Source organism: Teichococcus aerofrigidensis, from assembly GCF_054073225.1.
In genome coordinates this window covers 36,313-62,152 of sequence record NZ_JBSXMU010000007.1, presented here as the reverse complement: position 1 = coordinate 62,152, position 25,840 = coordinate 36,313, and the positions used below count along the sequence as shown (strand labels likewise).

Genomic DNA, 25,840 nt, shown 5'->3' with positions numbered 1-25,840 from the left:
TCGCCTGCGCTAGTCTCCGGTCATGGAGAGCATGCGCATCCGGTCGGATAGGGTTGATCTGGGTCCTCTACCGGACCTCCTGGGGCATCTGCTGCGGCGAGCCCATACAAGGATGCTGCTGGACTTTTCCGAGAACACAGCCGATGTCGGCGTGACCGCGGGCGAATTCACCCTGCTCTGCCTGGTCGAAGCCAATCCCGGCATCACGCTGGGCCTTCTGGCCAGCGCCGCCGGGCTGGACAAGTCGACTCTGAGCCCGGCCATGCAGCGCTTAACTGAACGGGGTCTGGTGGAGCGCCACGCCGTGAGCGGCGACCGGCGCGCCCAGGCGCTGGAACTGAGCGAGGCCGGACAGCAGGTTCTGGCCCCCCTCAAGCGACGGGTTGCGGAGATGGAGAGCCGGCTGGCGGCGCCGCTCACCGCGGCGGAGCGGGATTGCCTGATGCAACTCCTGCGGAAGCTGAACCGGCTGTCGCCGCCGGCTTCATGCCGCTTTACCGAAGGCGGGCGGCAGGAAGTAGTGTGATCGGTTGATTTGTGGGCGGCCCTGGCGCCCGGCTGGCCTGCCAATCTTTGTTCTTGGCGAATTCGTCGCGCATGGAGAGCCTGCCTTGGGAAGCGCGGGTTCTGCGGACACAGGGCGGGGCGGGCGACGGCAGCACGGCCGGGTGCGTGGCGGGGAAGGCCCCGAGGGAATGGGCCCCGGGGGTTGAGGGTGGACTAGGCGCTGAAGCGGAGGATGGCGAACACCAGGGCCACGGTCGCGATCACCACACCTCTGGTCTGGATAAAGCTGGGCAATCTGGCTGACCCGCCGGAGGGGAAGAGGGCTCCCACCCTGCTCGGCGGTGAGCCTTGGCGCCGCGAGTTCTGCCCTCCCCTGTCGCCCATGGCGGGAATTTCTTGCCAGCCCGATATCGCCGCCCGCTGATCCGCTCTAAAGCCTCTCCTGCCCCTGACAGCCGGGCGACGTTTCGACTCGAGGATGAACGACATGCGTGCCTTCGACGGCCAGCTTTCCGGCAATCGTCCGATCTCCCGCAATCAGGAGGAGAAGAAGCGTCAGCTCCGGGAGCTGAAGGAAGCCCTGGCCGCGCTGAAGCCGCATGCCGCCGCCACGTTGCGGCAGTCCCTGACCGCCAAGATCAAGGCCCTGGAGACGGAGCTGGCGCCGCGCCGCTGAGCCGGGCCGCCGCCCATGCCTCCCTTCCGCCTGCCAGCCACGCCCCTGGCGGGGCTGGGGCTGATGCTGCTCGCCGCGCTCAGCGGCGCCGGGGTGAATGCCTGCTACCGCGCCGCCCTGCGCGATGGCCTGCCCGTGCCGCTGGTGCCCTTTGCCCGCGGTCTGCTCACCCTGGCCTTCCTGCTGCCCTGGATGCTGCGCGGCGGGCTGAATTCGCTCGCCACCCGGCGTCCGTTGCTGCATCTGGCGCGTGGCGCGGCCGGCATCACCTCCTTCCTGCTCAGCCTTCTGGCGATTCTCTGGCTGCCCCTTGCCGATGCGGTGGCGCTGGTCAGCGCCAGGCCGCTCTGGGTGCTGCCGCTGGCCGCCCTGCTGCTGCACGAGAGGGTCCGGCGCGACCGCGCGCTGGCCGCCGGCATCGGCTTTCTCGGCGTGCTGGTCATCGCCCAGCCGGGCGGAGACCTCTCGCCCGGCACGCCGGCGGCGCTGGTCGCCGGCCTGTGCAGCGCCCTGGTGCTGATCTGCTTCAAGGCGCTGTCCAGCACCGAGCCGCCAGCCCGTGTCGTGGCCTGGTACTCGCTGCTCTCGGTGCTGTTCTGGGGGCCGGTCTGCCTGTTCGTCTGGCGCATGCCGAGCCTCCTGGCCCTGGCCATGCTGGTGCTCGGCTCGCTCTTCGCGCTGATCTGCGACCTGGCCGCCTCGGCCGCGGCGCGGCGTGCCGATGTCGGGCTCCTGGCGCCGATGGAGTATGCGCAGATCCCGGCCAGCGCCATGATCGGCTGGGCCGTCTTCTCGGAGCAGCCCGGCTGGGGGCTGGTGGCCGGCACGCTGACCATGCTGGCCGCCACGCTCTACCTGGTCCGCTCGGGCCGCGCCCGGGCCCGCCCCGGCGGCTGAGGGCGGCGGGCCCGGCGGCCGCCCCAGGGCCCCATCTGCCGCCTCAGGCGGGCTTGCCCTCGCCGGGCGCCGGATCGGCCTTGGGGCTGGTGGACGCGGCACCCTGGGCGGTCTTGACCCGGTCCTGCGGGCCCGGGGGCGGCAGTTCGACCTCGATGGCGAGGGTGCTCATATCGCCGCCACGGTCGAGCGAGACGTTCACCGCCTTCGGATCGATGGCGACATAGCGCGCCACCACCTCGATCAACTCCTTCTGCAGCCGCGGCAGGAAGTCGTTGCCGTTGCGGCTGATGCGTTCATGCGCCAGGACGATCTGCAACCGCTCCTTGGCCGCGCCGGCACTGCTGGGTGGCGGCTTGCTCTTGCCGCGAAAGACGTCGAGCCAGCTCATGCGGCCCTCCCCCCGAACAGGCGCGACAGGAAGCCACGCTTCTCCGGATCGAGGAAGCGGTGCGGGCGGTCCTCGCCGAGGAAGCGGGCGACGGCATCCTTGTAGGCCCGGCCGGCATTCGAGGCCTCGTCCAGGATCACCGGATTGCCGGTGTTGGAGGCCTTCAGCACGCTCTCGCTCTCGGGGATGACGCCGAGCAGCGGAATGGCCAGGATCTCGCGGATATCCTCGAGCTTCAGCATCTCGCCCTTCTCGACCCGGTTCGGATCGTAGCGCGTGACGACGAGGTGCTCCTTCACCGGGTCCCGCTTCTCCTCGGCCCGCTTCGACTTCGACTGCAGCACGCCGAGGATGCGGTCGCTGTCCCGGACGGAGGAGACTTCCGGATTGGTGACGACGATGGCCTGGTCCGCGAAATAGAGCGCCAGCAGCGCGCCCTTCTCGATGCCCGCCGGGCTGTCGCAGAGGATGTAGTCGAAATCCTTCGACAGCTCCTCGATGATCGTCGCCACGCCTTCCTTGGTCAGCGCGTCCTTGTCACGCGTCTGGCTGGCCGGCAGGATCGACAGGTTGTCGATCCGCTTGTCGCGGATCAGCGCCTGGCTCAGCTTGGCCTCGCCGCTGATCACGTTGACGATGTCGAACACCACGCGGCGCTCGACACCCATGATCAGGTCGAGGTTGCGCAGACCGACGTCGAAGTCGATGACCACCGTCTTCTTGCCGCTCTGAGCCAGGCCCGTGGCGAAGGCGGCGGAGCTTGTGGTCTTGCCGACCCCTCCCTTGCCCGACGTCACCACGATCACTTGCGCCATTAGGTCTCTCCTCTCTGCCGCCCGGGCCTGTTCGTTCCAGCCTGTTCAGCCCAGCCGGTCGAATCGCATATTCTCGCCGATCAGCCGCACCTGGACGGGCTTGCCGATCGGAGCATCCGTAAGTCCTTCCCGCACCGCGTAGTATCCCGCGATGGAAACCAACTCCGGCTCGAAATTCAACGCGAAGACGCGCGCATCGGTATTATCGGCCCCGCCAGCGATCGCCCGCCCCCGCAGCGCGCCATAGACGTGCACATTGCCGTCCGCAATGACCTCGGCGCCGGGATTGACCGTGCCATTGACGATCAGATCGGCGCCCTGCGCCCAGATGCGCTGTCCCGCCCGGACCGCGTGATCGATCACCATGGTCGGCCGGGACCCGCCCGGCGACGGGGGAGCCGGCGGCTCCGCGGCCGCGGCGGGCTCCGGGGGCGGCGGCGCGAGGTTCACCGCCTCCTCCTTGCCCCCGGCGGTGCGCAGCGGCGGCAGGCCGGCGGACTGGGCGGCGGCGCGCAGCTCCGGCGTGCCCCCCGTGGTGCCGATCGGCATGATCTCGATGGCGCGCAGCTCGGCGGCCAGGCGGCCGAAATCCACCGCGTGCGGCGGCACGTCCAGATCATCCAGCCCCAGCACCAGCGGCGCGAAACGCAGGAAGCCGGGCGCACGGCGGAACTGATCGGCGAGCGCCGGAACGATCACCTCCGGCCTCGGGTCCAGCAGCCGGAGCACCAGCAGGTTGAAGTTCGCGCCGCGCAGCCGGAACGGCTCCAGGCGGGGATTTGCGGCGGGGGCTGACATGGGGGGCGGCGGCCATCCTGCTATCGGGCGTTGCGGAAATCCGGCAGGGCAGGCGCGGCCGGCCGGTCATTCTGCCATCGGACCACACCCTGTTCGCCAGGAATTCTTAACCTATACAGGCGCATCCCCTCCGGGCGAAGCCCCATAGCGCAGGAAGCGCCGCCCGGTCCCCTGGTTTTGCCGCACGCGTGGGCCATTCGCCACAGGCCGACGCCCCTTCCTGAAGGAGATCCGCCATGGCCCAGACCCCGCCCCGCCGCAGCGCGTACCGCTGGTTCCTCGACATGCCCACCCGCTGGGGCGACCAGGACAGCCAGGGCCACGTCAACAACGCGGCCTACTACTTCTATTTCGACACGCTGGTGGCGCGGTTCCTGCACGGCCTGGGCCGCCTGGGCGCGGGCGGGCGCGCCGAGACCTTCGTGGTGGTGGAAACCCTCTGCCGGCATCACGCCCCCGCCTTCTTCCCGGACGTGCTGAGCGGCGGGCTGCGCGTGGCCCGGATCGGGCAGAGCTCCATCCGCTACGAGATCGGCCTGTTCCGGCCCGGCCAGGAGACGGCCTGCGCCGAGGGGCACTTCATCCATGTGCAGGTCGATGCCGCCACCCAGGCGCGCCCCCTGCCCGTGGCGCCGGAACTTCGCGAGGCGCTGGCGCCGCTGATGGCGCCGGACGCCGGGCGGGTCTGACAGCCCGCCGCGCGGCGGCACGGCGGTTGCAAGGCGATGGGACGTCGTCCCGTGGGAGCCGCCCGATGCCTCCAGCCCCGACCGCCTTTGTCTGCCGGTGCCGTCACCACGGCCTCCGCATGTCGCCCATGGCGGCCCGACGGTGATCCGCCCCGACGCCGCGCGCGGCACCTCCCCCCTGCCCCGCTCACGGCCGGCCGGCGGGACGCTCCCCCTGGCGGAGCGCGTCGCCCGGCGGCGCGAGGCCTCGGCCGCGCTCCGGGCCGCGCGGCCTTCCAAGCTCGATCTGCCCTATGCCGCGACGGCGGAGTGCCGATGGGATCTCTTCCCAGCCATCGAGCCTTCCGCGCCCTGCCTGGTGCTGCTGAACGGCGGCGGCTGGGAGGCCGACGGGCGGCCGCAGGCCGGCGCGGTGGCGCATGGCGTGATGGCCCATGGCTGGTCGGCCGCCCTGCCCGGCCACACGCCGGCACCCCAGGCCAGCCTGGCGCGCATCGTGCGGCAGGGCCAGCGGGCGCTGGACTGGCTGATGGCACAGGGCCCGCAGCACGGCATCTCGGGGCCGGTGCTGGTGTGCGGCTGGGGGTCCGGCGCGCATCTGGCGGCGCTGCTGCTCGAACATCCGCGCGTGGTGGCGGGCCTCGGCCTCTCCGGCCTCTATGACCTGACGGCGATGGGCGACCCGCGGCTGGAAGAGACGCTGCAACTGGACGGGCTGGAAATGGCCGTGCTGTCGCCGCAGCACCGGCCGGTGGTCCGCAAGCCCTTCGCCATCGCCTATGGCGAGGAGGAGCCGGCGGCGGCGCGGCGGCAGTCGCGCGCCTTCCATGCCCGGCGGCGGGCGGAGGGCGGGGTCGGCCCGCTGCTCGCCCTGCCGGGCACCGATCAGGAAGGGCTGCTCGACAGCCTCTGCGCCCCGGACGGGCTGCTCTGCCACACCGCCCAGGTGCTGATCGAGGAAAGCGCGCGTTGAGGCGCCGCCCGCCTCAGCCGCGCGTGCCGGCCTCGGCGCTCTTGCGCTCGATCAGCTCGATCTTGTAGCCGTCCGGGTCCTCCACGAAGGCGATCACGGTGGTGCCGAACTTCACCGGCCCCGGCTCGCGCGTGATGCGGGCGCCGGCGGCGCGGAGGGCTTCGCAGGTTGCATAAACATCGGGCACGCCAATGGCCAAATGGCCAAAAGCGTTGCCCAACTCATAGTTATTAACGCCGTAGTTGTAGGTCAGCTCGATCACGCCGGCGCCGCTGCTCTCCGGCGCATAGCCCACGAAGACCAGCGTGTACTTGCCCTCCGGCACGTCGTTGCGGCGCAACTCCTTCATGCCCAGCAGGCGGGTGTAGAAATCGACGCTGCGCTCCAGGTCGCCGACACGGATCATGGTGTGCAGGAAGCTGCTCATGCGCGGATGTCCTTCAGGGTTGCGGCGCGGTCCAAATGGGATCGTTGACATCGATCGCCAACATGAAAAGTCCGGCGGCGTCGGCGGCGGAGACGGTTTCGGCGCGGTCCACCACGATGGTGCCATTGGCCTCGATGGCGATGCCGCGCAGGCCGGCGGCGGCGGCGGCGGCGACGGTGGAGGGGCCGATGGTCGGCAGGTCGATCCGCCGGTCCTGGCCCGGCTTGAGGATCTTGACCAGGACCCCGGCCTCCCCCTCGCGCCGCAGGGCCCCGGCCCGGGCCAGCATGGCGTCGGTGCCCTCGATGGCCTCGACCGCCAGCACCAGACCCTGCTGCACGACGCAGCCCTGGCCGACATCGACGGCACCCAGGGCGCGGACCACGGCGATCCCGCGGCGGATATCCCGGCGCGCCACCTCATCCGGCTGCACGTGGGTGAGCACCGCCGGTTCCGGCACCAGCAGGGCGCCGAGCACGCTTTGCGCCGCCATGGGCCGGAACCCCTCCTCCACCAGGACCTGAAGCACGGCGCGCAGCAGGGAATCATCCCCGCTGAAGGCCCGCATGCCGATCCGGGGCAGCAGGCGGGCGGCACCGGAATCGGGGCGCAGGGAAAGCAGGCTCGGGCGCGTCACCTGCCCCGCCAGCACCAGATCGCGCACCCCGGCGGCCCTCAGCCAGTCCAGCATGCGCCCGGCGGCCCCCAGGCGGCAGACGATATGCGGATAGGTCGCGTAGTCGTCCGGCCGGGCGAAGCCCTCCAGCACCACGACATGCGGCGGGCGCCCCGCCGCGGCGGCGGAAGCCGCGGCGCGCTGCGGCATCTGGCCGCCGCCCACGATCATGCCGATCGGCCCCTGGCCCGGCGCCATCAGCGGTGACGGGGCCGCGAGGCCCGCCGGCACGCCTTCGTTCATCCGGCCGGCCATCGGCTCAATTGGCCTCGCTGTCCTCATCCTCCAGCAGCTCGCGCCCGGCCCGGCACAGGCCGCGACGGCTGTCGGCCCGGATGAAGGCCAGGATCTCGCGCACCGCCGGCTCCGCGCCGAAGGCCTTCTCGGTGGCCGCGACACGGTCCTGGAAGACGCCCGCCGTGCGGAACAGGCTGCGATAGGCGGCGCGCAGCGTATGGATCTGCGACCGCTGGAAGCCGCGCCGCTTCAGCCCGATCAGGTTCAGCCCGGTCAGCCGCGCGCGGTTGCCCAGAACGGCACCGAAGGGGATCACGTCCGCCTCGACGCCGCTCATGCCGCCGATCACCACCTGCCGCCCGATGCGGACGAACTGGTGGATCGCCACGCCGCCGCCGACGAACACCGTGTCGGCGATCTGCACATGGCCGCCGAGCATGACGTTGTTGGCCAGGATGACGTGGTGATCCAACGTGCAGTCATGACCGACATGGGCGGTGCACATGATGAGGCAGTCGGCACCCACGGTGGTCACGCCATGGCCGCCGACGCTGCCGCGGTGGATGGTGGCATGCTCGCGGATCAACGTCCGCGGCCCGATGACGACGCGGGTCGGCTCGCCCTTGTACTTCAGGTCCTGCGGGGCTAGCCCGATGGTGGCGAAGGGGCTGACCTGCACGCCGTCACCGATCTCGGCATGGCCCTCGACCACGACATGCGAGGCCAGCACGACCCCTTCGCCCAGCACCGCATCGGCGCCAACCAGGCACCAGGGCCCGATGCGGCAGCCCGGCCCGATGCTGGCGCCTTCCGCGACGAGGGCGGTGGGGTGGATTTCGGCTGCCGGATCGATCCGGCCGGTTTTCTGCAACACGCGATCGAGCATCCCGCTCAATGGTCCATGATCATGGCGGCATAGCTCGCCTCGGCCACCGCGACACCGTCCACACGGGCGACGGCCTTGAACTTCCAGACCGCGCCGCGCTGGCGCTCCTTGACGATGTGGATGCGGAGCTGATCCCCCGGGCCAACGGGGCGGCGGAACTTGGCGTTCTCGACGCTCATGAAGTAGACGATCTTGCCATGCGCGCTCGGGCCCAGCGTCTCCACCACGAGGACAGCGGCGGTCTGCGCCATCGCCTCGATGATCAGCACCCCCGGCATGACCGGATGACTGGGGAAATGGCCCTGGAAGAATGGCTCGTTGATCGTCACGTTCTTGATGCCGATGGCGCTCTCGCCCAGCACCATGTCCACCATGCGGTCGACCAGCAGGAAGGGATAGCGGTGCGGGATGGCCCGCATGATGCGGGCGATGTCGCAGCTTTCCATCACGGTCCGCGCCTCACCGTCACCAGGGACGCCCTGTTCCCGGGCCGCCTGTTCTTGCTGGTCCATGCCGATCAGTCCGTTGTCCCGGCCGCGATCCGCGGCCCCTTCTGTTCTGCCAAAAGCCAAAATCGCGGGATGGCGTCGCCATCCCGGTCACTCCGAGTCTCCTGGAAACCTGACGGCGGGCACGCCCCCGCCGCACGTCTCAACTCCCCTCGGCGTCCTTCCGTTTCCGGGCGCCGAGCTTCCGCAGATACAGGGCGGCCCGCAAGGCATCCTTGACCGGCATGGCCGGCGATCCCGTCACGTCCTGTCCGGCGGGGATGTCGCTTTGCACCCCGGCCTGGGCGCCGATGCGGGCCTTGCTGCCAATCTTCAGATGCCCGGTCAAGCCGGCTTGGCCGGCGATGGTGACATAGTCGCCCAGCCGCGTGGAGCCGGAGATGCCCACCTGGGCGACGATCACGCAGCCCCGCCCGGTCACGACGTTGTGTCCGATCTGCACCAGGTTGTCGAGCCGCGTACCGCGCCCCAGCACGGTGTCGCCCATGGCGCCGCGATCGACGCAGGCATTGGCGCCGATCTCCACCTCATCCTCCAGGACCACGCGGCCCAGCTGCGGGATGGTCACGAAGCGGCCCTCGGGCGTCGGCGTGAAGCCGAAGCCCTCCTGGCCGACCCGCGCGCCCTGGTGCAGGGTCACCCGATCCCCCGCCAGGCAATAATAGGCGCTGGCATGAGCGCCGATGCGCCCGCCCGCGCCGAAGACACAGCCCGGCCCGATCACCGCATGCGGACCGACCACGCAGCCCGGCCCGAGCCGGGCGCCGGCACCGATCACGGCATAGGGGCCGACCTCGCACCCCTCCTCCAGCACCGCATCGGCCGCCACGGTTGCGGTCGGGTGGATCCCGGGGGCCGGGGCGGGGCGGGGATGGAACAGCGCCGCGATTCGGGCGAAGGCCAGATGCGGCGCCGGGGTGACAAGAGCCACCATGCCCGCGGGCACGGCGCCGGCGAGATCCTGGGGCAGGATCACCGCCCCCGCCCCGCTCGCCCGCAGGGCATCCAGATGGCGGCGGCCGTCCAGGAAGGCGACATCCCGCGGCCCCGCCTCGGCGAGCGGCGCGACGCCCTGGAACAGGCGCCCGCCATCGCCCTCGAACCGCAGACCCGCGACCTCCGCCAGCCGCGACAGCGGCTGGGGCCCCGTTGCCGGGTGGAAGCGCGGATCCGCCGTCACGCGGTCAGTTCCGGCGCTGCGGCTGGCCCTGGCGGGCCGCGGGCGTGGACGCCGGGGTCGGCTCCTCCGGCGCGATATTGACGCTCTTGATGACCTTGTTGAGCTGGGCCGACACCTCGCCGGTCAGATCGAAGGGCGGCTCGTTGAAGATCACCAGCGGGCGCGGCAGCACCAGGTTGACCTTGCGGCTGGCCGAGACCTGCCGGATGACGATGGCCAGCGCCTGCTCGATCTCCTGCAGGCTCTGCTGCGCCGCCTGCTCGATGTTGCGGCTGCGGTCGCGGAAGACGCGCTGCGCGTCCGTCACCCGCTCCTGCAGGTCACGCTCCTTGTTGCGCAGCTCCTCGGGCGAGAGCGTGCTGCGCTGATTGGCGAGCTGCTGCTGCTCCTCGCGCCAGCGGTTCTGCTCGCGCTGCAGATCGTCGTTCAGCTTCTGCCGCCGCTTCTCGATCTCCTCCCGCACCTGGTTGAAGGCGGTCGAGTTGCGCTGCACCTCCGGCACATCGACGATGCCGATGACGGCGGCCGGCGGCGGCTCGCCCGGAGGCAGCGGCGCGGGATTGGCCTGCACGGCGCGCGGCGGCTGCGCCGGGCGCTGCTGCGGCGGACGTTGCTGCTGCTGCTGCGGCTGCGCCTGGGCCGGGCGCTGTTGCTGCTGCTGGTTGGGAACGAACCACTCCTGCTGCTGCTGCGCCACGGCCGAGCCGCCGGCCATCAGGCTCGAGGAGAACAGGACCGCGGCCAGCGCCGAGGATGCGCGTCGCGCCATGGTGGAAACTCCGTGGAAGCTCAGAAGCGCGTCCCGAAGCCGAAGCGGAAGACCTGCGTCTCGTCGTAGGACTTCTTCACCACGGCCTGGGCCACGTCGATGTTGATCAGCCCGAAGGGGCTGCGCCAGGAAATGCCGACGCCGGCGCCGACGCGGGGCGCGGAATCGTCGACGATGTTGGGAGCGGAGTCGATGCCGGTCAGCGCGCCGACATCGACGAAAGCCCGGCCGATCAGGCCCAGCTCGGAGGGCACGGGCAGCGGGAAGCGCATCTCCGTGCTCTGCGTCCACATGGTGCGGCCGCCGAGCGAATCGCGCGTGTTGATGTCGCGCGGGCCGACGCCCGCGACGGAGAAGCCGCGCAGGTTCTCGCCGCCCAGGAAGAAGCGGTCGATGATGCGCTCATCCTTGCCGCCATAGCTGGCCATGCCGGCGACGCCGCCGGACACCGCCAGGACATAGTCGGGATCGCCCAGCAGCCGCTCGAAGGGGATGTAATAGGTGCCGTCCAGGCGGCCGCGGACATAGTTCACGTCGCCGCCAAGACCGGCGAGATCGGTCGCGAGGCGGACGACGTAGCCGCTGCGCGGATCGAGGCGGGAGTCGCGCGTGTCATAGGTCAGCGTCTGGCTGATCTGCGACAGCCAGGTGACGCCCCGCTGCTCCTTGATGTAGATCGAGGCGTCATCGTTCACGTTGAAGACGTTGCGGCGCGACAGGGTATAGGCCCAGGACTGGCGCAGCCGCTCATTGAACTCGTAGCCGGCGCGCACGCTGAAGCCGGCGCGGCGCTCCTCATAGCCCGAATAGTCGGTCAGATCGCGCTGGATGAAGAAGACATCCCCGCCGACCGAGAGATTGCGGTCCAGGAAGGACGGGTCGGTGACCGAGAGGTCGACCTGGCTGCGGCGCTGGGCGATGGTGGTGTTGATCCGCGCGTCGATGCCGGTGCCCATCAGGTTGCGCTCGCGCAACCCGACATCGGCCAGCGCGCCGGCATCCGTCGAATAGCCGCCGCCCAGCGAGATCTCGCCGGTGGCGCGCTCGGCGATCCTGGTGTCGAGAACCACCCGGTCCTGTCCGGAGGGGACGGGGGTGATGGTGACGGCCGAGAAGTAGCCCAGATCCTGGATGCGCTGGCGCGAGCGCCGGACCTGCGCGGCGTTGAAGGCGTCGCCCTCGGCGAGGCGCATCTCGCGGCGGATCACGCGGTCCTGGGTGCGGGTGTTGCCGGTGATGTCGATCCGCTCGACATAGGCCCGCTGCCCCTCGGTGACGTCGAACACCACGTCGATGGTGTTGGCGGCACGGTCGCGGGTGATCCGGGGCTCGACGTCGACGAAAGGCGCGCCGGCCAGGTTGGCCTCGTCGATCAGCGTCTGCTGCATGCGCTCGACGGCGCTGCCGTCGTACCAGTCGCCGGAATAGATCTCCAGCACGCGCTGCAGCCGCTCGGCGGTCACGTTGCGCAGGCTGGACTGGATCTCCACCTTGCCGAAGCGGTAGCGCGGCCCCTCGGTCAGGGTGAAGGTGACGAAGAAGCCGCTGCGGTCGGGCGCGAGCTCGGCGGCGGCGCCGGTGACGTTCACGTCGGCATAGCCCTGCCGCTCATAATAGCGGCGCAGCAATTCGCGATCGAAGTTCAGCCGCTCCGGCTCATAGGTGTCGGAGGAGGAAAAGGGCCGGTACCAGGCCGCTTCGCGCGAGGAGACGACTTCCTTCAGGCGGCTGTCCGAAAAGGATTCGTTGCCGACGAAGTTGATGCGGCTGATCAGGGCCACATCGCCCTCGGTGATCTCGAAGACCACATCGACGCGGTTCTGGTCCCGCTCGATGATCTTCGGCTCGACCCGGGCGGCGAAACGGCCCCGGCGCGCATAGAGGTCGAGCAGCTTCTGCCGGTCGGCCTGGGCGGCGGCGGGGGTGAAGACGGCGCGCGGCCGCAGCTGGATCTCGCCGCGCAGCGTGTCGTCGGAGAGCTTGCTGTTCCCCTCGAAGGCCACCTGATTGACGCTCGGATTCTCCTGAACCCGCACGATCATGCGGCCCCCCTCGCGGCTGATCTGCACGTCGCGGAACAGGCCGGTGGCGAAGAGGGTGCGCAGGCTGCGATCCTGGCGCTCGCCGTCGAAGGCATCGCCCGGTTGCAGCAGCATATAGGAGCGGATCGTGTCCGCCTCGATGCGCTGATTGCCCTGGATCTCGATCTGGCTGATCACGCCGCCAGCGGGCTGGGCCGCGGGCGGACCGGGCCGGCGTGGCTGGGCCATGGCCGTCGGCGGCAGCAGGGCGGGCACCAGGCAGGTGGCGGCAAGCAGAAGAGCGCGGGTAGCGTTCAAAGGTCGAATCCGGAGCCGGTGGATGGGAGCCCATGGAAAGGCCCCCGGATAGGCGAAGGGAAAACAACCGAAAACAAGGCGTCTCGGGCGGCGGGAGACTAGCGGGGAAAACCGTGGCCCGCCACCCCCGCCTGATCGGTTGCCACGATCCGGCCCGCCGCCGCTCGCGCGGGGGTTGAATATCCCACCAGGCGCGCCGCTAGCCGCCCAGGCTGCTGACCCAGCGGACCACGCCCATGCCCGAGAGGTCGTTCCAGGTGGCGAAGATGAACAACGCGATCAGCAGGGCGAATCCGGCGCGGAAGCCGTACTCGATGGCGCGCGGCGGCAGGGGCCGGCCGCGGATCGCCTCGGCGGCGTAGAACAGCAGATGGCCGCCATCCAGCATGGGGATTGGGAAGAGGTTGATCAGCGCCAGGTTCACCGACAGCACGGCCATGAAGGAGATCAGGCTGGGCAGGCCCAGCTCGGCCACCTGACCGGAGAGCTGGGCGATGCGCAGGGGGCCGCCCAACTCCTCCGTGCCGCGCTGGCCCGCGATCATCTGCCAGAGCCCCGCCAGGGTCTGCACCGTCACGTCCCAGGTCTGGGTCACGCCGGCCGCCATGGCGCTGAACGGGTTCAGGCGGCGGAACTCCGCCGCCCCGCCCGAGACACCGAGCATCCCGACACTGGCGCCATTCACCTCCCGCGGTTCCGGGATGGCGGTCAGGGTGCGCTCCTCGTCCCCACGCTGGATTCGCACCGCCACCGGCTGCCCCGGGCGCGGTTGGATGTGGCGCTGCAACTCCTCGAAGCGGCGCACCGGCGCGCCGTCCAGGCTGAGGATGCGGTCGCCCGGCAGGAGGCCAGCCCGCTCGGCGGCGCTGCCGGCGACCACCGTGCCCACGATGGCGCTGGGCTGCGGCTGCCCGACCGTCATGTAGAGGCCGCCGAACAGCACGGCGGCGAGCAGGAAGTTGGCCACGGGCCCGGCGGCGACGACGATCGCCCGGTCCTTCACCGGCTTGTCGTGGAAGGTGCGGCCGGGCTTCCATCCGGCGCGCTGCTCCGGCGTCGCTTCGTCCGGCCCTTCCTGCCCGTGCAGCTTCACGAAGCCGCCGAGCGGCAGCCAGGAGACCCGCCACTCCGTGCCGTAACGGTCGGTCCAGCTGCGGATGCGCCTGCCGAAGCCGACCGAGAAGACCTCCACATGCACCCCGCGCCAGCGGGCGGCCAGGTAGTGGCCGAGCTCATGGATGAAGACGAGCACGCCCAGCACCACGATGAAGGCGAGGATCGAGCGCAGCGGCTCAGGCAGGAAGTCCAAGGTCACGTCTCCGGCCCGCGGCAAGCTCCGGCGGGCGTCTGTTCAGGCGGCGCGTCGGGCCGCACGCGCCAGGGCATCCTGCCGCGCCAGCCCGTCCAGCGCCAGCACGGCATCGAGATCCGGTGTCTGCGGCGCGCCCAGCGCCTCCAGCGCCTCCTCGACCACCACGGCGATGTCGAGGAAGCCGAGCCGACGCTGCAGGAAAAGGCCGACGGCGACCTCGTTCGCGGCATTCAGAATGGTGGTGGCCCCTGCCCCCGCCCGCAAGGCCTCGCGCGCCAGGCGCAGGCAGGGGAAGCGCCCGGGATCGGGCGGGAAGAAATCGAGCCGCGCCAGGGCCGCCAGGTCCAGCCGGGGCACCTCCACCGCCATGCGCTCCGGCCAGGCCAGGGCATGGGCGATCGGTGTCCGCATGTCCGGCGTACCGAGCTGGGCCAGCAGCGAGCCGTCCGTGTACTGCACCAGGCCGTGCACCGCCGATTGCGGATGCACCAGCACCTCGATGCGCGGCTCCGGGATGGGGAAGAGCCGTGCCGCCTCGATCAGCTCGAGGCCCTTGTTCATCATGCTGGCGGAATCGACGCTGATCTTGGCGCCCATCGACCAGACCGGGTGCCGGACCGCCTGCTCCGGCGTGACCCGCGCCATCTGCTCCGGCGCCATCTCGCGGAAGGGGCCGCCCGAGGCGGTCAGGATGATCTTCTCCACCGCGCCGGGCCGGGCGGCGTCGAAGGCCTGGAAGATCGCGTTGTGCTCCGAATCCACCGGCAGCAGCGTGGCGCCGGCCTGCCGCGCGGCGGCCAGCACCAGATCGCCGGCGCAGACCAGCGCCTCCTTGTTGGCCAGGGCCAGGGTGCCGCCACGCCGCAGCGCCGCCAGGGCCGGCTGCAATCCGGCGGCGCCCACGATGGCCGCCATGGTCCAGTCCGCCGGCAGGGAGGCGGCGGCGGCCACGGCGGCGGGGCCGCAGTCATGCGCGATGCCGCTGCCCTTCAGCCGCTCGGCCAGCTCGGCCCCGGCGGCCGGATCGGCCAGCACGGCCAGGCGCGGGCGCAGCCGCAGGGCCTGCTCCGCCAGGCCGGCGGCATCACGGCCGGCGACCAGGGCGGTGACGGTGAAGCGGCCCGGCGCGGCGGCATCGAGCAGGGCGACGGTGCTGCGCCCCACCGAGCCCGTGCTGCCCAGGATGGTGACGCTACGCGGGCTCATCGCCACAGCGGCACGCCATAGCCGACCCCGAAGGCCAGCAGGGCGGCGACCGGCGCCGCGGCCAGCAACCCGTCCAGCCGGTCGAGCAGCCCGCCATGCCCAGGGATCAGCATCGAGGAATCCTTCACCTTGAAGCGGCGCTTCACCGCGCTTTCCAGCAGGTCGCCCAACTGGGTCGCGACGCCGAGCAGGGCGGCCACGGCCAGCACCTTGACGGCATCCGGATTGCCCGGCGCCAGCCAGTCGGCCGCCAGCCAGCCGACCGCCATCGACGAGGCCAGCCCGCCGGCGGCGCCGGACCAGGTCTTGCCGGGCGAGATCGCCGGGGCGAGCTTCGGCCCCCCGAGAAGCCGGCCAACGAGATAGGCGCCGATGTCGCTCGCCCAGACCACCAGGAAGAGGAAGAAGACATTGCCGCGCCCGGCCTCGTTGTCGTGCCGCAGCTCGATCAGCGCGATGCCGGCTAGGCCGATATACAGGACACCCAGCGCCAGCCAGCTCGCCGGCGGCGGCGGCCCCGTCCGGCGGCGAAGCCGCGGCGCCGTCAGCCAGACCGCCAGGGAGCCGAGGACGAGCACCGCCAGGGCCAGGTGGCTGAACTGGAACACCGCCAGCGCGCAGGCGAGAAAGACCACCGCCGGCACCGCCATGCCGGGCCAGAGATGGCTCCGTAATCCGCAGAGCCGCACCCATTCCCAGGTGAGCACCGCCACCGCGATGGTCATCAGCCCGGTCCAGGCCAGCGCGCCGAGCCAGATGCAGAGCAGGGCCCCGGGGCCGAGCACCAGGGCCGAGAGGGCGCGCTTGCGCAGGTCGCGCCACCGCTTTGCCGCGGCGGGACTTTCCGGCGTCATGCCTCAGCCGGCGCCGACGCCGAAGCGGCGGTTGCGGCTGCGATACTCCGCCAGGGCCTGTTGCAGATGCGGGGCGTCGAAATCCGGCCAGAGCACGTCGAGGAACACGAACTCGGCATAGGCCGCCTGCCAGAGCAGGAAGTTGGACAGGCGCTGCTCGCCCGAGGTGCGGATGATCAGGTCGGGGTCCGGCATGTCGCGCGTCGCCAGATGCCGCGCCAGGCCCCCCTCGTCCACCTGGTCCGGATCGAGCCGCCCGGCGGCGACCTCGCGCGCCAGGGCGCGGGCGGCGGCGGCGATTTCCGCCCGGGCGCCGTAGGAGAGCGCGACCGTGAGGTTGAGGCGGGTGTTGTGCGCCGTCGCGGCCTCGGCCGCCTCGATCGCCGAGACCGTCTCCGGCCCGAAGCGGTCACGCTCGCCGATGACCCGAAGGCGCACGCCATTCTTCGCCAGCGATCCCACTTCCCGCCGCAGATAGACGCGCAGCAGGCCGGTGAGGTCGCGCACCTCGTCGGCCGAGCGGCGCCAGTTCTCCGAGGAGAAGGCGAAGAGCGTCAGCCAGGGGATGCCGGCATCGGCCGTGGCCTGGATGGCCCGGCGCACCGCGTCCACCCCGGCCTTGTGGCCGATCGCGCGCGGCAGGCCGCGGGCCTTCGCCCAGCGGCGGTTGCCGTCCATGATCAGGCCGATATGCAGCGGGCCCTGCTGAGGCTCCGCCGGCACCGGCAGCGCCGCCAGGGCGACGCCGGCATTGAGGGGCGCGGCGCTCATTCTGCTGGTCAGACCGCCTTGATGTCCTTTTCCTTCTCGGCGAGCAGCTCATCGACCTTCTTGATGTTCAGGTCGGTCAGCTTCTGCACCTCGTCGGACCAGGTCTTGGCGTCATCCTTGCCGATCTCGGACTTCTTCTCCCAGCCCTTGATCTGTTCCATGCCATCGCGGCGGACGCCCCGCACGGCCACCTTGGCGGCCTCGGCGTACTTCGCCGCCTGCTTGGCGAGATCGTTGCGGCGCTCCTGGCTCAGCGGCGGCAGCGGCACGCGGATGGTCTGGCCCTCGGCCTGGGGGTTGAGGCCGAGGCCCGAGTCACGAATGGCGATCTCGACCGCCTTCACCGCCGAACGGTCCCAGACCTGGACGGACAACATGCTCGGCCCCGAGACCGAGACATTCGCCACCTGGGCCAGCGGCTGGTTGGCGCCATAGACCTCGACCCGGATCGGCTCCAGCAGCGCCGGGGAGGCGCGGCCGGTGCGCAGGCCGGAGAACTCCTTGCGCAGCGACTCCAGGGCACCCTCCATGCGGCGGGTCAGATCCTGCTTCAGCGTGTTCAGATCGGCAGGTGCGGCCATGGCCAGTGCCTCCTTCTCTCTGCTCTTATTGGTCCACCACCGTGGTGAAGCGGCCCTCGCCCTGCATCACGGCGGTGAAGGCGCCCGGCTCGTGGATGTTGAAGACGACGATCGGCAGCTTGTTCTCGCGCGCCAGGCTGATGGCCGCGGCATCCATCACCGCGAGATCGCGCGCCAGCATGTCGAGATAGGTCAGGGTGGTGTAGCGCTCGGCCTGCGGATTCTTGCGCGGATCGGCGGAATAGACCCCGTCCACCTGCGTGCCCTTCAGCAGCGCCTGGCAGCCCATCTCGGCGGCGCGGAGGGCGGCGGCGGTGTCGGTCGTGAAGAAGGGATTGCCGGTGCCGGCGGCGAAGATCACCACCCGCCCCTTCTCCATGTGCCGCTCGGCGCGGCGGCGGATGAAGGGCTCGCAGACGCTGCTCATCGGAATCGCCGACTGCACCCGCGTCGGCACGCCGATCTTCTCCAGCGCGTTCTGCATGGCCAGGGCGTTCATCACGGTGGCCAGCATGCCCATGCTGTCGGCCTGGGTGCGGTCCATCCCGGAGGAGGCGCCGGCGACGCCCCGGAAGATATTGCCGCCGCCCACCACGACGCAGACCTCGACGCCGAGATCGACCACGTCCTTGATGTCCCCGGCGATCGCCCGGACGGTGCCGGTGTCCAGCCCGTAATCCCGCCCTCCCATCAGAGCCTCACCCGACAGCTTGAGGAGGACGCGCTTGTAGGTCGGGGCGGACATGGGTCTGGTTCCGGGCACAAGAGTCATGAAGGGGCGCGGCACGATAGGCAGCCGCTACTCCCGCAGCAAGGCCATGAACCGGCCCGGCGGAGGTACAGCCTTTAAAATCAGACAATATGACGCGAATAAGACGAGGCGCGGGAGGGCGAACCCTCCCGCCCTTCACATTTCAGCCAGCGGTCCCGGCCGCGGCGGCGACCTCGGCGGCGAAGTCGCTGCTTTCCTTCTCGATGCCCTCACCGAGCTGGAAGCGGGCGAAGCCCGTCAGCTTGGCGCCGGCCTTCTGGACGATGGACTTCACGCGGCTCTCGCCATCATGCACCCAGACCTGCTCCAGCAGCACCACTTCCTCGTAGTACTTGCGGACCCGGCCCTCGACCATCTTCTCGATGATGTTGTCGGGCTTGCCGGAGGCGCGCGCCTGCTCGGTCAGCACCGCCTTCTCTCGCTCCAGCGCCGAGGGATCGACCGCCGAGACGTCGAGCGCGTCGGGGCGGGCGGCCGCGACATGCATGCCGATCTGGCGACCCAGCGTCTCCAGCGCCTCCAGCTCGGAGGCGGCCTCCAGCGCCACGACCACGCCGATCTTGCCCAGGCCCGGCTTCACCGCCGAGTGGACATAGGTCGCCACCGTGCCCGAGGGCACCGTCAGGCGCCGGGCGCGGCGGATGGACATGTTCTCGCCGATGGTGGCGATCAGCCGGGTCAGCTCGTCCTGCACCGAATGGGTGGTGCCGGGATAGGTCGCCGCCTTGAGCTGCTCGACATCCTCGCCCACCGAGAGGACCAGCCCGGCCACCTCGGCGACGAAGTTCTGGAACATCTCGTTGCGCGCCACGAAGTCGGTCTCGGCATTGACCTCGACCATGCCCGCCACCTGCGGGCCCGTCGCGGTGCCGATCAGCCCCTCGGCGGCCACGCGGCCGGACTTCTTCGCCGCGGCGGCGAGGCCCTTCTTGCGCAGCCAGTCGATGGCCGCCTCGGCGTCGCCGTTGTTCTCGACCAGGGCCTTCTTGCAGTCCATCATGCCCGCGCCGGTCTTCTCGCGCAGGTCGCGGACCATCAGGGCCGTCACTTCAGCCATATCACTCGCTCCTGTCGGACGGATCGATCAGTCAGGCCTGCGGCGCGACCGGGGCATCGGGACCGCCCACGGCGGCCTCGGCCTCCGCCACGGCGGCACCCTCGACGCCCTCGACCACCGGCAGCTCCTCGGCACCCAGGTCCTCGGACGCGCCGAGATCGACGCCGGAGGCCTGCAGCTCGGCGCTGATGCCGTCGAAGACGGCGCCGGCGACCAGGTCGCAATACAGGTTGATGGCGCGGATGGCGTCGTCATTGCCCGGGATCGGGAAGGCCACGCCCTCGGGATCGGCGTTGGAGTCGACCACGGCCACGACGGGGATGCCGAGCTTGTTGGCCTCCTCGATCGCCAGCTTCTCCTTCACCACGTCGATGACGAAGATGATGTCCGGCAGGCCGCCCATCTCGCGGATGCCGCCCAGCGCGCGGTCGAGCTTCTCGCGCTCGCGGGTCAGCATCAGGACCTCCTTCTTGGTCAGGCCCTGGGTGTTGCCGGCGAGCTGCTCGTCCATCTGCTTCAGGCGCTTGATGGAGCCGGTGATGGTCTTCCAGTTGGTCAGCATGCCGCCGAGCCAGCGGTGGTTGACGTAGTACTGGCCGCAGCGGGTCGCCGCGTCCGCCACATACTCCGCCGCCGCCTTCTTGGTGCCGACGAAGAGCACGCGGCCGCCGCCCGCCACCACGTCGCGGATCGTGCGCAGCGCGCGGTCCAGCATCGGCACGGTCTGCTGCAGGTCCAGGATATGCACCTGGTTGCGCACGCCGAAGATGTAGGGCGCCATGCGCGGGTTCCAGCGGCGGGTGTGGTGGCCGAAATGGACACCGGCCTCGAGCAGCTGGCGCAGGGAAACTTCTGGCATCGCCATGGTGGCGGTCCTTCCTTCAGGTCACGTCCGGTTGAGCCTCCGCGGCGCTTCGCCCCTTTCGGGGACCGGACCCTGTCACCTGCGGGTGGAAGGGCGCGCCGCGTGCGGATTTGCCGGCGCGGGGACGTCCCGCGCCGGCGGGGGCGATATAGGCGGATGGGCCGCCGCTGGCAAGAAATCCCTGGCCCGCGGGCGCCAGCGGATAGCGGCGTCAGGCCGGCAGCACCTCGACGCCGGGGACCACCTTCATCGCCTGGGCCAGGCGGGGCGAGACGTTCCAGTGCCCCGGCAGGGCGACCTCGACCTCCTGCGCCGGGCCCAGGCGCGGCACCAGCACGACGCGGCCCCGGCCGGGCCCCTCCTTCTCCAGCATGGCGCGGATCGGCGCCACGGCCTCGGCCGCCTCGATCCTGAGGCGCAGCATCTGCCCCACCCCCGCCGCCGCCTTGTCTAGGGATTCGAGGCCCTGGGCGGTCAGGCGCAGCGTCTCGCCCTCCATGCGCGCCTCGGCGGTGACCAGAAGGGCGTTGCCCTCGAAGAGCAGCGCCCGGTTCTTCAGCAGCACCTCGGAGAAGAGCGTCACCTCGGTGCTGCCGCTGGCATCCGAGAGGCGCAGCCAGGCCATGCGGCTGCCGGTCCGGGTGGTGCGCTCCTTGCTGTTGACCACGGTGCCGGCGATCCTGAGGACCCCCGCCCCCGCCTCGGCGCGCTGCTGCAGCTGGGCGATCGGCACGGCACGCAGCTTCCTCAGCACATCCCGGTAGGTGTCGAGCGGATGGGCCGAGAGGTGGAAGCCGACCGCCTCGGCCTCCTGGCTGAGCCGTTCCAGCTCCGGCCAGTCCTGCACCTCCGGCAGGCGCAGCGGCTCGGGCCGGGAGTCGCCGCCGCCGAACAGGCCGATCTGGCTCGAGACCCGCTCCTCGGCGCTGGCCTGGGCGCGGCGCAGGATGACCTCGGCGCTGGCCGCCATCCGCGCCCGGTTCTTCTCCAGACTGTCGAAGGCGCCGGCCCGCGCCAGATTCTCCAGCTGCATCTTGTTGAGCAGCTTGGGATCGACCCGGCCGGCGAACTCCGCCACCGAGGCGAAGGGCCCCCGAGCGTCGCGCGCCCGCACCAGATCCCGCATCGCCTGCAGCCCGACGCGCTTGACGGCGGCGAGCGCGAAGCGGATCGCCTGCCCGCCATCCTCCCGGCGCTCGACGCGGAACTCGGCCGCCGAGCGGTTCACGTCCGGCGGCAGCACGGGGATGCCGAGCCGCGAGGCCTCCTGCATGTGGTTGGCGAGCTTCTCGGTCTTGTCCATGTCGAGCGTCATGGAGGCGGCCAGGAAGGCGACCGGATAATTCGCCTTCAGCCAGGCGGTCTGGTAGGCGACCAGCGCATAGGCGGCCGCGTGCGACTTGTTGAAGCCGTATTCCGCGAACTTCTCCATCAGGTCGAAGATCTCGCCGGCCTTGCCTTCCGGCACGCCGTTCCGCACCGCGCCCTCGACGAAGATCCTGCGCTGGGCCTCCATCTCGGAGCGGATCTTCTTGCCCATGGCGCGGCGCAGCAGGTCGGCGCCGCCCAGCGAATAGCCGGCCACGTCCTGGCTGATCTGCATGACCTGCTCCTGATAGACCAGGATGCCGTAAGTCTCCTCCACCAGATGGCGCATGGAGGGGTGCACCGGCTCCCAGGGCTCGCCATGCTTGCGGGCGCAATAGGCCGGGATATTGGCCATCGGGCCCGGCCGATAGAGCGAGACGGCGGCGATCAGGTCCTCGAAGCGGTCGGGGCGCATCATGCGGAGGCAGTCGCGCATGCCCTGGCCCTCGAACTGGAACACGCCGGCGGAATCGCCCCGCGCCAGCATCTCGTAGGTCTTCCGGTCGTCGAGCGGGATCTTCGCGAGGTCGATCGTCTCGCCCTCCTCGCGCAGGATCCCCACCGCGCGCTCGAGCACCGTCAGCGTCTTGAGGCCGAGGAAGTCGAACTTCACCAGGCTCGCATTCTCGACGTACTTCATCGAGTACTGCGTCACCAGCATGTCCGACCGCGGATCGCGGTAGAGCGCCACGGTGTCGATCAGCGGCTTGCGCCCGATGACGACGCCCGCCGCGTGGGTGGAGGCGTTGCGGTACAGCCCCTCCAGCACCAGGGCGGTCTCCATCAGACGGGCGACCGTCTCGTCCGCCTCGCGCATCTCCTGCAGGCGCGGCTCGCCGTCGATGGCCTGCTGCAGCGTCACCGGCTTGGCCGGGTTGAAGGGGATCAGCTCGGCGATCTTGTTGACCTGCCCGTAGGGCATCCCCATGACCCGGCCGACATCCCGCACCACCGCCTTGGCCTGCAACCGGCCGAAGGTGATGATCTGCGCCACCCGGTCCTCGCCATACTCGCGGCGGACGTACTGGATCACCTCGTCGCGGCGGTCCTGGCAGAAGTCGATGTCGAAATCCGGCATCGAGACGCGCTCGGGGTTCAGGAAGCGCTCGAAGAGCAGGCCGAAGCGCAGCGGGTCGAGGTCGGTGATCAGCAGCGCCCAGGCGGCCACCGAGCCGGCGCCCGAGCCACGCCCCGGCCCGACCGGAATGTCGTTCTGCTTGGCCCACTGGATGAAGTCGGCGACGATCAGGAAATACCCCGAGAAGCCCATCTTCTCGATGACGTCGAGTTCGAAGTTCAGCCGCTCGCGATAGGCGGCGCGGTCCTTTTCCCCCGGCGGCGTGCCCTGCGCATCGAGCCGCACCTCCAGGCCGCGCCGCGCCATGTCGCGCACCGTCTCGGCCTCGGTCATGCCGGGCTGGACCTTGGGGCAGACCGGCAGCTCGGGCTTGCGCGTCTCCGCCATGACCGTGCAGCGCCGCGCGATCGCCAGGGTGTTGTCACAGGCCTCGGGCAGGTCGCGAAACAGGGCCCGCATCGCCTCGGCGGACTTGAAGTGATGCTCCGGCGTCACGCGGCGGCGGTCCGTCTCGGCCAGGGTGCGCCCCTCGGCGATGCAGAGCAGCGCGTCATGCGCCTCGTACATCTCGGGCCGGGCGAAGTAGATGTCGTTGGCGGCGGCGACCGGCAGGTCCGCGGCATCGGCGAGCGCCAGCAGGGCGGGGTCGAGAACGCGCTCGATCTCCAGCCCATGGCGCGTCATCTCCACCACCAGGCGGTCGTCCGTGAAGCTCTCCCGCAGGGCATGCAGCAGCCGCAGCGCCGCGTCCCGCCGCCCTTCCTGCAGGAGACGGCCCAGCGGACCGGTGGTGCTGGGCCCGGTGAGCAGGATGACGCCCGCGGCATGCTGCTTCAGCAGCTCGAGCGTGACCGCCGGCCGGCCGCTGGGATCGTCGCGCAGGAAGCCCTGGGAGGAGAGCCGCTGCACGTTCTCCAGCCCTTCCGCGTTCATGGCCAGCGCCACCACCGGATCGGGCGGCAGGCGCAGCACCTCGGGCCGCTCGTCCGCCGCGCCGCGCGAGAGGAAGAGCTGGCAGCCCATGATGGGCTGCACGCCCTTGCCCGAGCAGGCCTTGGCGAATTCCAGCGCGCCGAACATGTTGGCGGTGTCGGTCAGCGCCAGGGCCGGCATGTCCTGTGCCCTGGCCAGCTCGGCCAGCTTCTCCGTCTTGATCGCCCCCTCGGCGAGGGAATAGGCGGAGTGGGCGTGGAGATGGACGAAGCTGGCGGTCATCCCGGCAGTTTAGCAGAAGCCGCCGCCGAAGGCAGGCCGCGCCGCGGAGTCGGCGCGGTCAGGCCACCACCACCTGTCCGTCCCGCAAGGTGACCACCCGGTCCATCCGCGCCGCCAGCTCGGGATTGTGCGTCGCGATCAGCGCCGCCAGCCCGGCGCCCCGCACCGCCGCCAGAAGCTGCGCGAAGACCTGCTCGGCGGTGGCGACATCGAGGTTGCCGGTGGGTTCATCGGCCAGCAGCAGGCCGGGCCGGTTGGCCAGGGCCCGGGCGATGGCCACGCGCTGCTGCTCGCCGCCCGAGAGGCGACCGGGCCGGTGCGCCTCCCGCCCTTCCAGCCCGAAGCCCGCCAGCAGCTCGCGCGCCCGGCGGGCGGCCTCCTTCTCGCCGGTCCCGATCGCCATCTGCGGCAGCACGACATTCTCCAGCGCGGTGAATTCCGGCAGCAGGTGGTGGAACTGGTAGACGAAGCCGATGGCCCGGCCGCGCAGCGCGCTGCGCGCGTCGTCGGACAGGGTGCCGGCCGGCCGGCCGCCGATCACCACCTCCCCCGCATCGGGCCGCTCCAGCAGCCCGGCCAGGTGCAGCAGGGTGGACTTGCCGGTGCCCGAGGGCGCGACCAGGGCGACGATCTCCCCCGCATGCAGGGTCAGCTCGGCGCCGCGCAGCACGGGCAGCTCACCCGCCTCGGTGCGGAAGCGGCGCTCGACGCGCTCGAGGCGCAGGCGGACCTCACTCATTGCGCAGGGCCTCCACCGGATCGGTGCGCGCGGCGCGCCAGGACGGGTAGAGCGTCGCCAGCAGCGACAGGCCGAGGCCCATCAGCACCACCTGCGCCACCTCATGCGGGTTCACCACCGCCGGCAGCCGGGTCAGGAAATAGACCTCCGGGCTGAACAGCTGCGTGCCGGTCAGCGCCTGCAGCGCCTGGCGGATGCTCTCGATGTTCAGGCAGAAGACCAGGCCGAGGGCGAAGCCGATGCCGGTGCCGAGCACGCCGATCGAGGTGCCGCAGATCAGGAAGACCCGCATCACCGCGCCGCGCGTCGCGCCCATGGTGCGCAGGATGGCGATATCCCGTCCCTTATCCTTCACCAGCATGATCAGCGAGGAGACGATGTTGAAGGCGGCGACGATGATGATCAGCGTCAGGATCAGGAACATCACGTTGCGCTCGACCTGGACGGCGGCGAAGAAGCTGCTGTTGCTGGCCTGCCAGTCCAGCACCCGCACCGGGCGGGGCGAGAGCGCGTCGACGATCTCCCGGCTCGCCTGCCGTACCCGGTCGGGGTCGCGCACGAAGACCTCGATCTGCGAGGCGGCGTCGCGCATCTGGAAGTAGATCTGGGCCGCCGGCAGAGGCAGGAAGACATAGGACGAATCGTATTCGTTCATCCCCGCCTCGAACATCGCCACCACCGTATAGGCCCGCAGTCGCGGCACGGTGCCGATGACGGTGGTGCGGCCCTGCGGCGAGACCAGCGTGACCCTGTCGCCGATGCCGACCCCGAGCTTCTGCGCCAGCCGGGTGCCGATCAGGATGGCGTCCTCGCCCTGGAAGGCCTCCAGGCTGCCGGCGCGGATATTGCCGGCGAGCAGCGGCCGGGCGCGCAGGTCCTCGGGCCGGATGCCGCGCGCCAGGCCACCGGTGGCGCCGCCGGCCTCGCTGGTCAGCAGCACCTGCCCCTCGACGATGGGCGCGGCGGAATCGATGCCGGCGAGCTGGCGGATGCGCGCGGTGATGTCGTCGTAGTCGCGCAGGCCGCCCGGCCCGGCGGCATAGACCCCGAGATGCCCGTTCAGCCCGAGGATGCGGCCCAGCAGTTCCTGCCGGAAGCCGTTCATCACGCTCATCACGATGATCAGCGTGGCGACGCCGAGCGCGATGCCGACCAGGGAGAAGGTGGCGATCACCGAGACGAAGCGCTCGCCCTTGCGCGCCCGCAGATAGCGGAACGCGACCTTGCGCTCGAAGGCTCCGAACACGTGGCGG

The 25,840-nt window shown here is 70.8% G+C and carries 26 protein-coding genes; 5 read left to right on the top strand and 21 right to left on the bottom strand.

Annotated elements, in window-relative coordinates; genetic code table 11:
• Positions 1–22: 22 nt before the first annotated feature.
• From ACVMLK_RS03505 to ACVMLK_RS03495, 3 genes are all read left to right on the top strand, one after another.
• Positions 23–526, top strand: coding sequence for a MarR family winged helix-turn-helix transcriptional regulator (locus ACVMLK_RS03505; protein WP_457485636.1), 504 nt, complete (start codon positions 23–25; stop codon positions 524–526).
• A 468-nt stretch (positions 527–994) separates the two neighbouring features.
• Complete coding sequence (locus ACVMLK_RS03500; RefSeq protein WP_198364626.1) at positions 995–1,183, top strand: hypothetical protein; 189 nt, start codon at positions 995–997, stop codon at positions 1,181–1,183.
• Between the two features lie 15 nt (positions 1,184–1,198).
• Positions 1,199–2,080, top strand: a complete 882-nt coding sequence (locus ACVMLK_RS03495; protein ID WP_457485635.1) for a DMT family transporter — start codon at positions 1,199–1,201, stop codon at positions 2,078–2,080.
• A gap of 43 nt (positions 2,081–2,123) precedes the next feature.
• Here the strand turns inward: ACVMLK_RS03495 and minE are convergent, their stop codons facing one another.
• The 3 genes from minE to minC are packed head-to-tail and all read right to left on the bottom strand — an operon-like array spanning position 2,124 to position 4,084.
• Positions 2,124–2,471 carry a cell division topological specificity factor MinE gene (gene minE / locus ACVMLK_RS03490; RefSeq protein ID WP_457485634.1) on the bottom strand — a complete coding sequence of 116 codons (348 nt, stop codon included), beginning with the start codon at positions 2,469–2,471 and terminating at the stop codon, positions 2,124–2,126.
• Positions 2,468–3,286 (bottom strand): septum site-determining protein MinD, encoded by an 819-nt coding sequence (minD, locus tag ACVMLK_RS03485; protein WP_198364623.1) that lies wholly within the window; start codon positions 3,284–3,286, stop codon positions 2,468–2,470. The genes minE and minD overlap by 4 nt, the downstream gene beginning before the upstream one ends.
• A gap of 45 nt (positions 3,287–3,331) precedes the next feature.
• A complete protein-coding gene (gene minC, locus ACVMLK_RS03480) occupies positions 3,332–4,084 on the bottom strand; it encodes a septum site-determining protein MinC (RefSeq protein ID WP_198364622.1) in 753 nt (250 codons plus the stop codon).
• A 236-nt stretch (positions 4,085–4,320) separates the two neighbouring features.
• Here minC and ACVMLK_RS03475 point away from each other — a divergent pair, with 236 nt between their 5' ends.
• Together ACVMLK_RS03475 and ACVMLK_RS03470 are read left to right on the top strand one after the other, a co-directional pair.
• On the top strand, positions 4,321–4,773 hold the full coding sequence (locus tag ACVMLK_RS03475) for an acyl-CoA thioesterase (RefSeq protein WP_457485633.1): 453 nt from the start codon (positions 4,321–4,323) through the stop codon (positions 4,771–4,773).
• Between the two features lie 142 nt (positions 4,774–4,915).
• Positions 4,916–5,746 (top strand): alpha/beta hydrolase, encoded by an 831-nt coding sequence (locus ACVMLK_RS03470; protein ID WP_457485632.1) that lies wholly within the window; start codon positions 4,916–4,918, stop codon positions 5,744–5,746.
• 13 nt (positions 5,747–5,759) lie between these two features.
• On the opposite strand, the gene gloA is transcribed toward ACVMLK_RS03470, so the two are convergent.
• From gloA to ACVMLK_RS03380, 18 genes are all read right to left on the bottom strand, one after another.
• A complete protein-coding gene (gene gloA / locus ACVMLK_RS03465; protein ID WP_198364619.1) occupies positions 5,760–6,173 on the bottom strand; it encodes a lactoylglutathione lyase in 414 nt (137 codons plus the stop codon).
• Positions 6,174–6,186: 13 nt separating this feature from the next.
• Positions 6,187–7,047 (bottom strand): LpxI family protein, encoded by an 861-nt coding sequence (locus ACVMLK_RS03460; RefSeq protein WP_457485646.1) that lies wholly within the window; start codon positions 7,045–7,047, stop codon positions 6,187–6,189.
• A 61-nt stretch (positions 7,048–7,108) separates the two neighbouring features.
• Positions 7,109–7,972 (bottom strand): acyl-ACP--UDP-N-acetylglucosamine O-acyltransferase, encoded by an 864-nt coding sequence (lpxA, locus tag ACVMLK_RS03455; RefSeq protein ID WP_198364618.1) that lies wholly within the window; start codon positions 7,970–7,972, stop codon positions 7,109–7,111.
• A 5-nt stretch (positions 7,973–7,977) separates the two neighbouring features.
• A complete protein-coding gene (gene fabZ / locus ACVMLK_RS03450) occupies positions 7,978–8,484 on the bottom strand; it encodes a 3-hydroxyacyl-ACP dehydratase FabZ (protein WP_370591908.1) in 507 nt (168 codons plus the stop codon).
• 139 nt (positions 8,485–8,623) lie between these two features.
• Positions 8,624–9,661: a UDP-3-O-(3-hydroxymyristoyl)glucosamine N-acyltransferase gene (gene lpxD, locus ACVMLK_RS03445; RefSeq protein WP_457485631.1), complete on the bottom strand. Its 1,038-nt coding sequence runs from the start codon at positions 9,659–9,661 to the stop codon at positions 8,624–8,626.
• A gap of 4 nt (positions 9,662–9,665) precedes the next feature.
• Positions 9,666–10,430: an OmpH family outer membrane protein gene (locus ACVMLK_RS03440; protein WP_198364616.1), complete on the bottom strand. Its 765-nt coding sequence runs from the start codon at positions 10,428–10,430 to the stop codon at positions 9,666–9,668.
• 20 nt (positions 10,431–10,450) lie between these two features.
• Complete coding sequence (bamA, locus tag ACVMLK_RS03435) at positions 10,451–12,769, bottom strand: outer membrane protein assembly factor BamA (RefSeq protein WP_457485630.1); 2,319 nt, start codon at positions 12,767–12,769, stop codon at positions 10,451–10,453.
• Between the two features lie 199 nt (positions 12,770–12,968).
• Positions 12,969–14,078, bottom strand: a complete 1,110-nt coding sequence (rseP, locus tag ACVMLK_RS03430; protein WP_457485629.1) for an RIP metalloprotease RseP — start codon at positions 14,076–14,078, stop codon at positions 12,969–12,971.
• A 42-nt stretch (positions 14,079–14,120) separates the two neighbouring features.
• Positions 14,121–15,287 (bottom strand): 1-deoxy-D-xylulose-5-phosphate reductoisomerase, encoded by a 1,167-nt coding sequence (dxr, locus tag ACVMLK_RS03425; protein ID WP_457485628.1) that lies wholly within the window; start codon positions 15,285–15,287, stop codon positions 14,121–14,123.
• A complete protein-coding gene (locus tag ACVMLK_RS03420) occupies positions 15,284–16,141 on the bottom strand; it encodes a phosphatidate cytidylyltransferase (protein WP_198364613.1) in 858 nt (285 codons plus the stop codon). Before ACVMLK_RS03420 ends, dxr begins: the two co-directional genes overlap by 4 nt.
• A gap of 3 nt (positions 16,142–16,144) precedes the next feature.
• Positions 16,145–16,912, bottom strand: a complete 768-nt coding sequence (uppS, locus tag ACVMLK_RS03415) for a polyprenyl diphosphate synthase (RefSeq protein ID WP_198364612.1) — start codon at positions 16,910–16,912, stop codon at positions 16,145–16,147.
• Positions 16,913–16,920: 8 nt separating this feature from the next.
• A complete protein-coding gene (gene frr / locus ACVMLK_RS03410) occupies positions 16,921–17,493 on the bottom strand; it encodes a ribosome recycling factor (RefSeq protein ID WP_198364611.1) in 573 nt (190 codons plus the stop codon).
• A 25-nt stretch (positions 17,494–17,518) separates the two neighbouring features.
• Positions 17,519–18,238 carry a UMP kinase gene (pyrH, locus tag ACVMLK_RS03405; protein WP_198364610.1) on the bottom strand — a complete coding sequence of 240 codons (720 nt, stop codon included), beginning with the start codon at positions 18,236–18,238 and terminating at the stop codon, positions 17,519–17,521.
• Between the two features lie 169 nt (positions 18,239–18,407).
• Positions 18,408–19,322 (bottom strand): translation elongation factor Ts, encoded by a 915-nt coding sequence (tsf, locus tag ACVMLK_RS03400; protein ID WP_198364609.1) that lies wholly within the window; start codon positions 19,320–19,322, stop codon positions 18,408–18,410.
• Positions 19,323–19,353: 31 nt separating this feature from the next.
• Positions 19,354–20,187 (bottom strand): 30S ribosomal protein S2, encoded by an 834-nt coding sequence (gene rpsB / locus ACVMLK_RS03395; protein WP_198364608.1) that lies wholly within the window; start codon positions 20,185–20,187, stop codon positions 19,354–19,356.
• 211 nt (positions 20,188–20,398) lie between these two features.
• Positions 20,399–23,848, bottom strand: coding sequence for a DNA polymerase III subunit alpha (dnaE, locus tag ACVMLK_RS03390; RefSeq protein WP_457485627.1), 3,450 nt, complete (start codon positions 23,846–23,848; stop codon positions 20,399–20,401).
• Positions 23,849–23,906: 58 nt separating this feature from the next.
• Positions 23,907–24,587 (bottom strand): ABC transporter ATP-binding protein, encoded by a 681-nt coding sequence (locus ACVMLK_RS03385; protein ID WP_422924585.1) that lies wholly within the window; start codon positions 24,585–24,587, stop codon positions 23,907–23,909.
• Positions 24,580–25,833: a lipoprotein-releasing ABC transporter permease subunit gene (locus ACVMLK_RS03380; RefSeq protein WP_198364605.1), complete on the bottom strand. Its 1,254-nt coding sequence runs from the start codon at positions 25,831–25,833 to the stop codon at positions 24,580–24,582. Before ACVMLK_RS03380 ends, ACVMLK_RS03385 begins: the two co-directional genes overlap by 8 nt.
• Between the last annotated feature and the right edge of the window lie 7 nt (positions 25,834–25,840).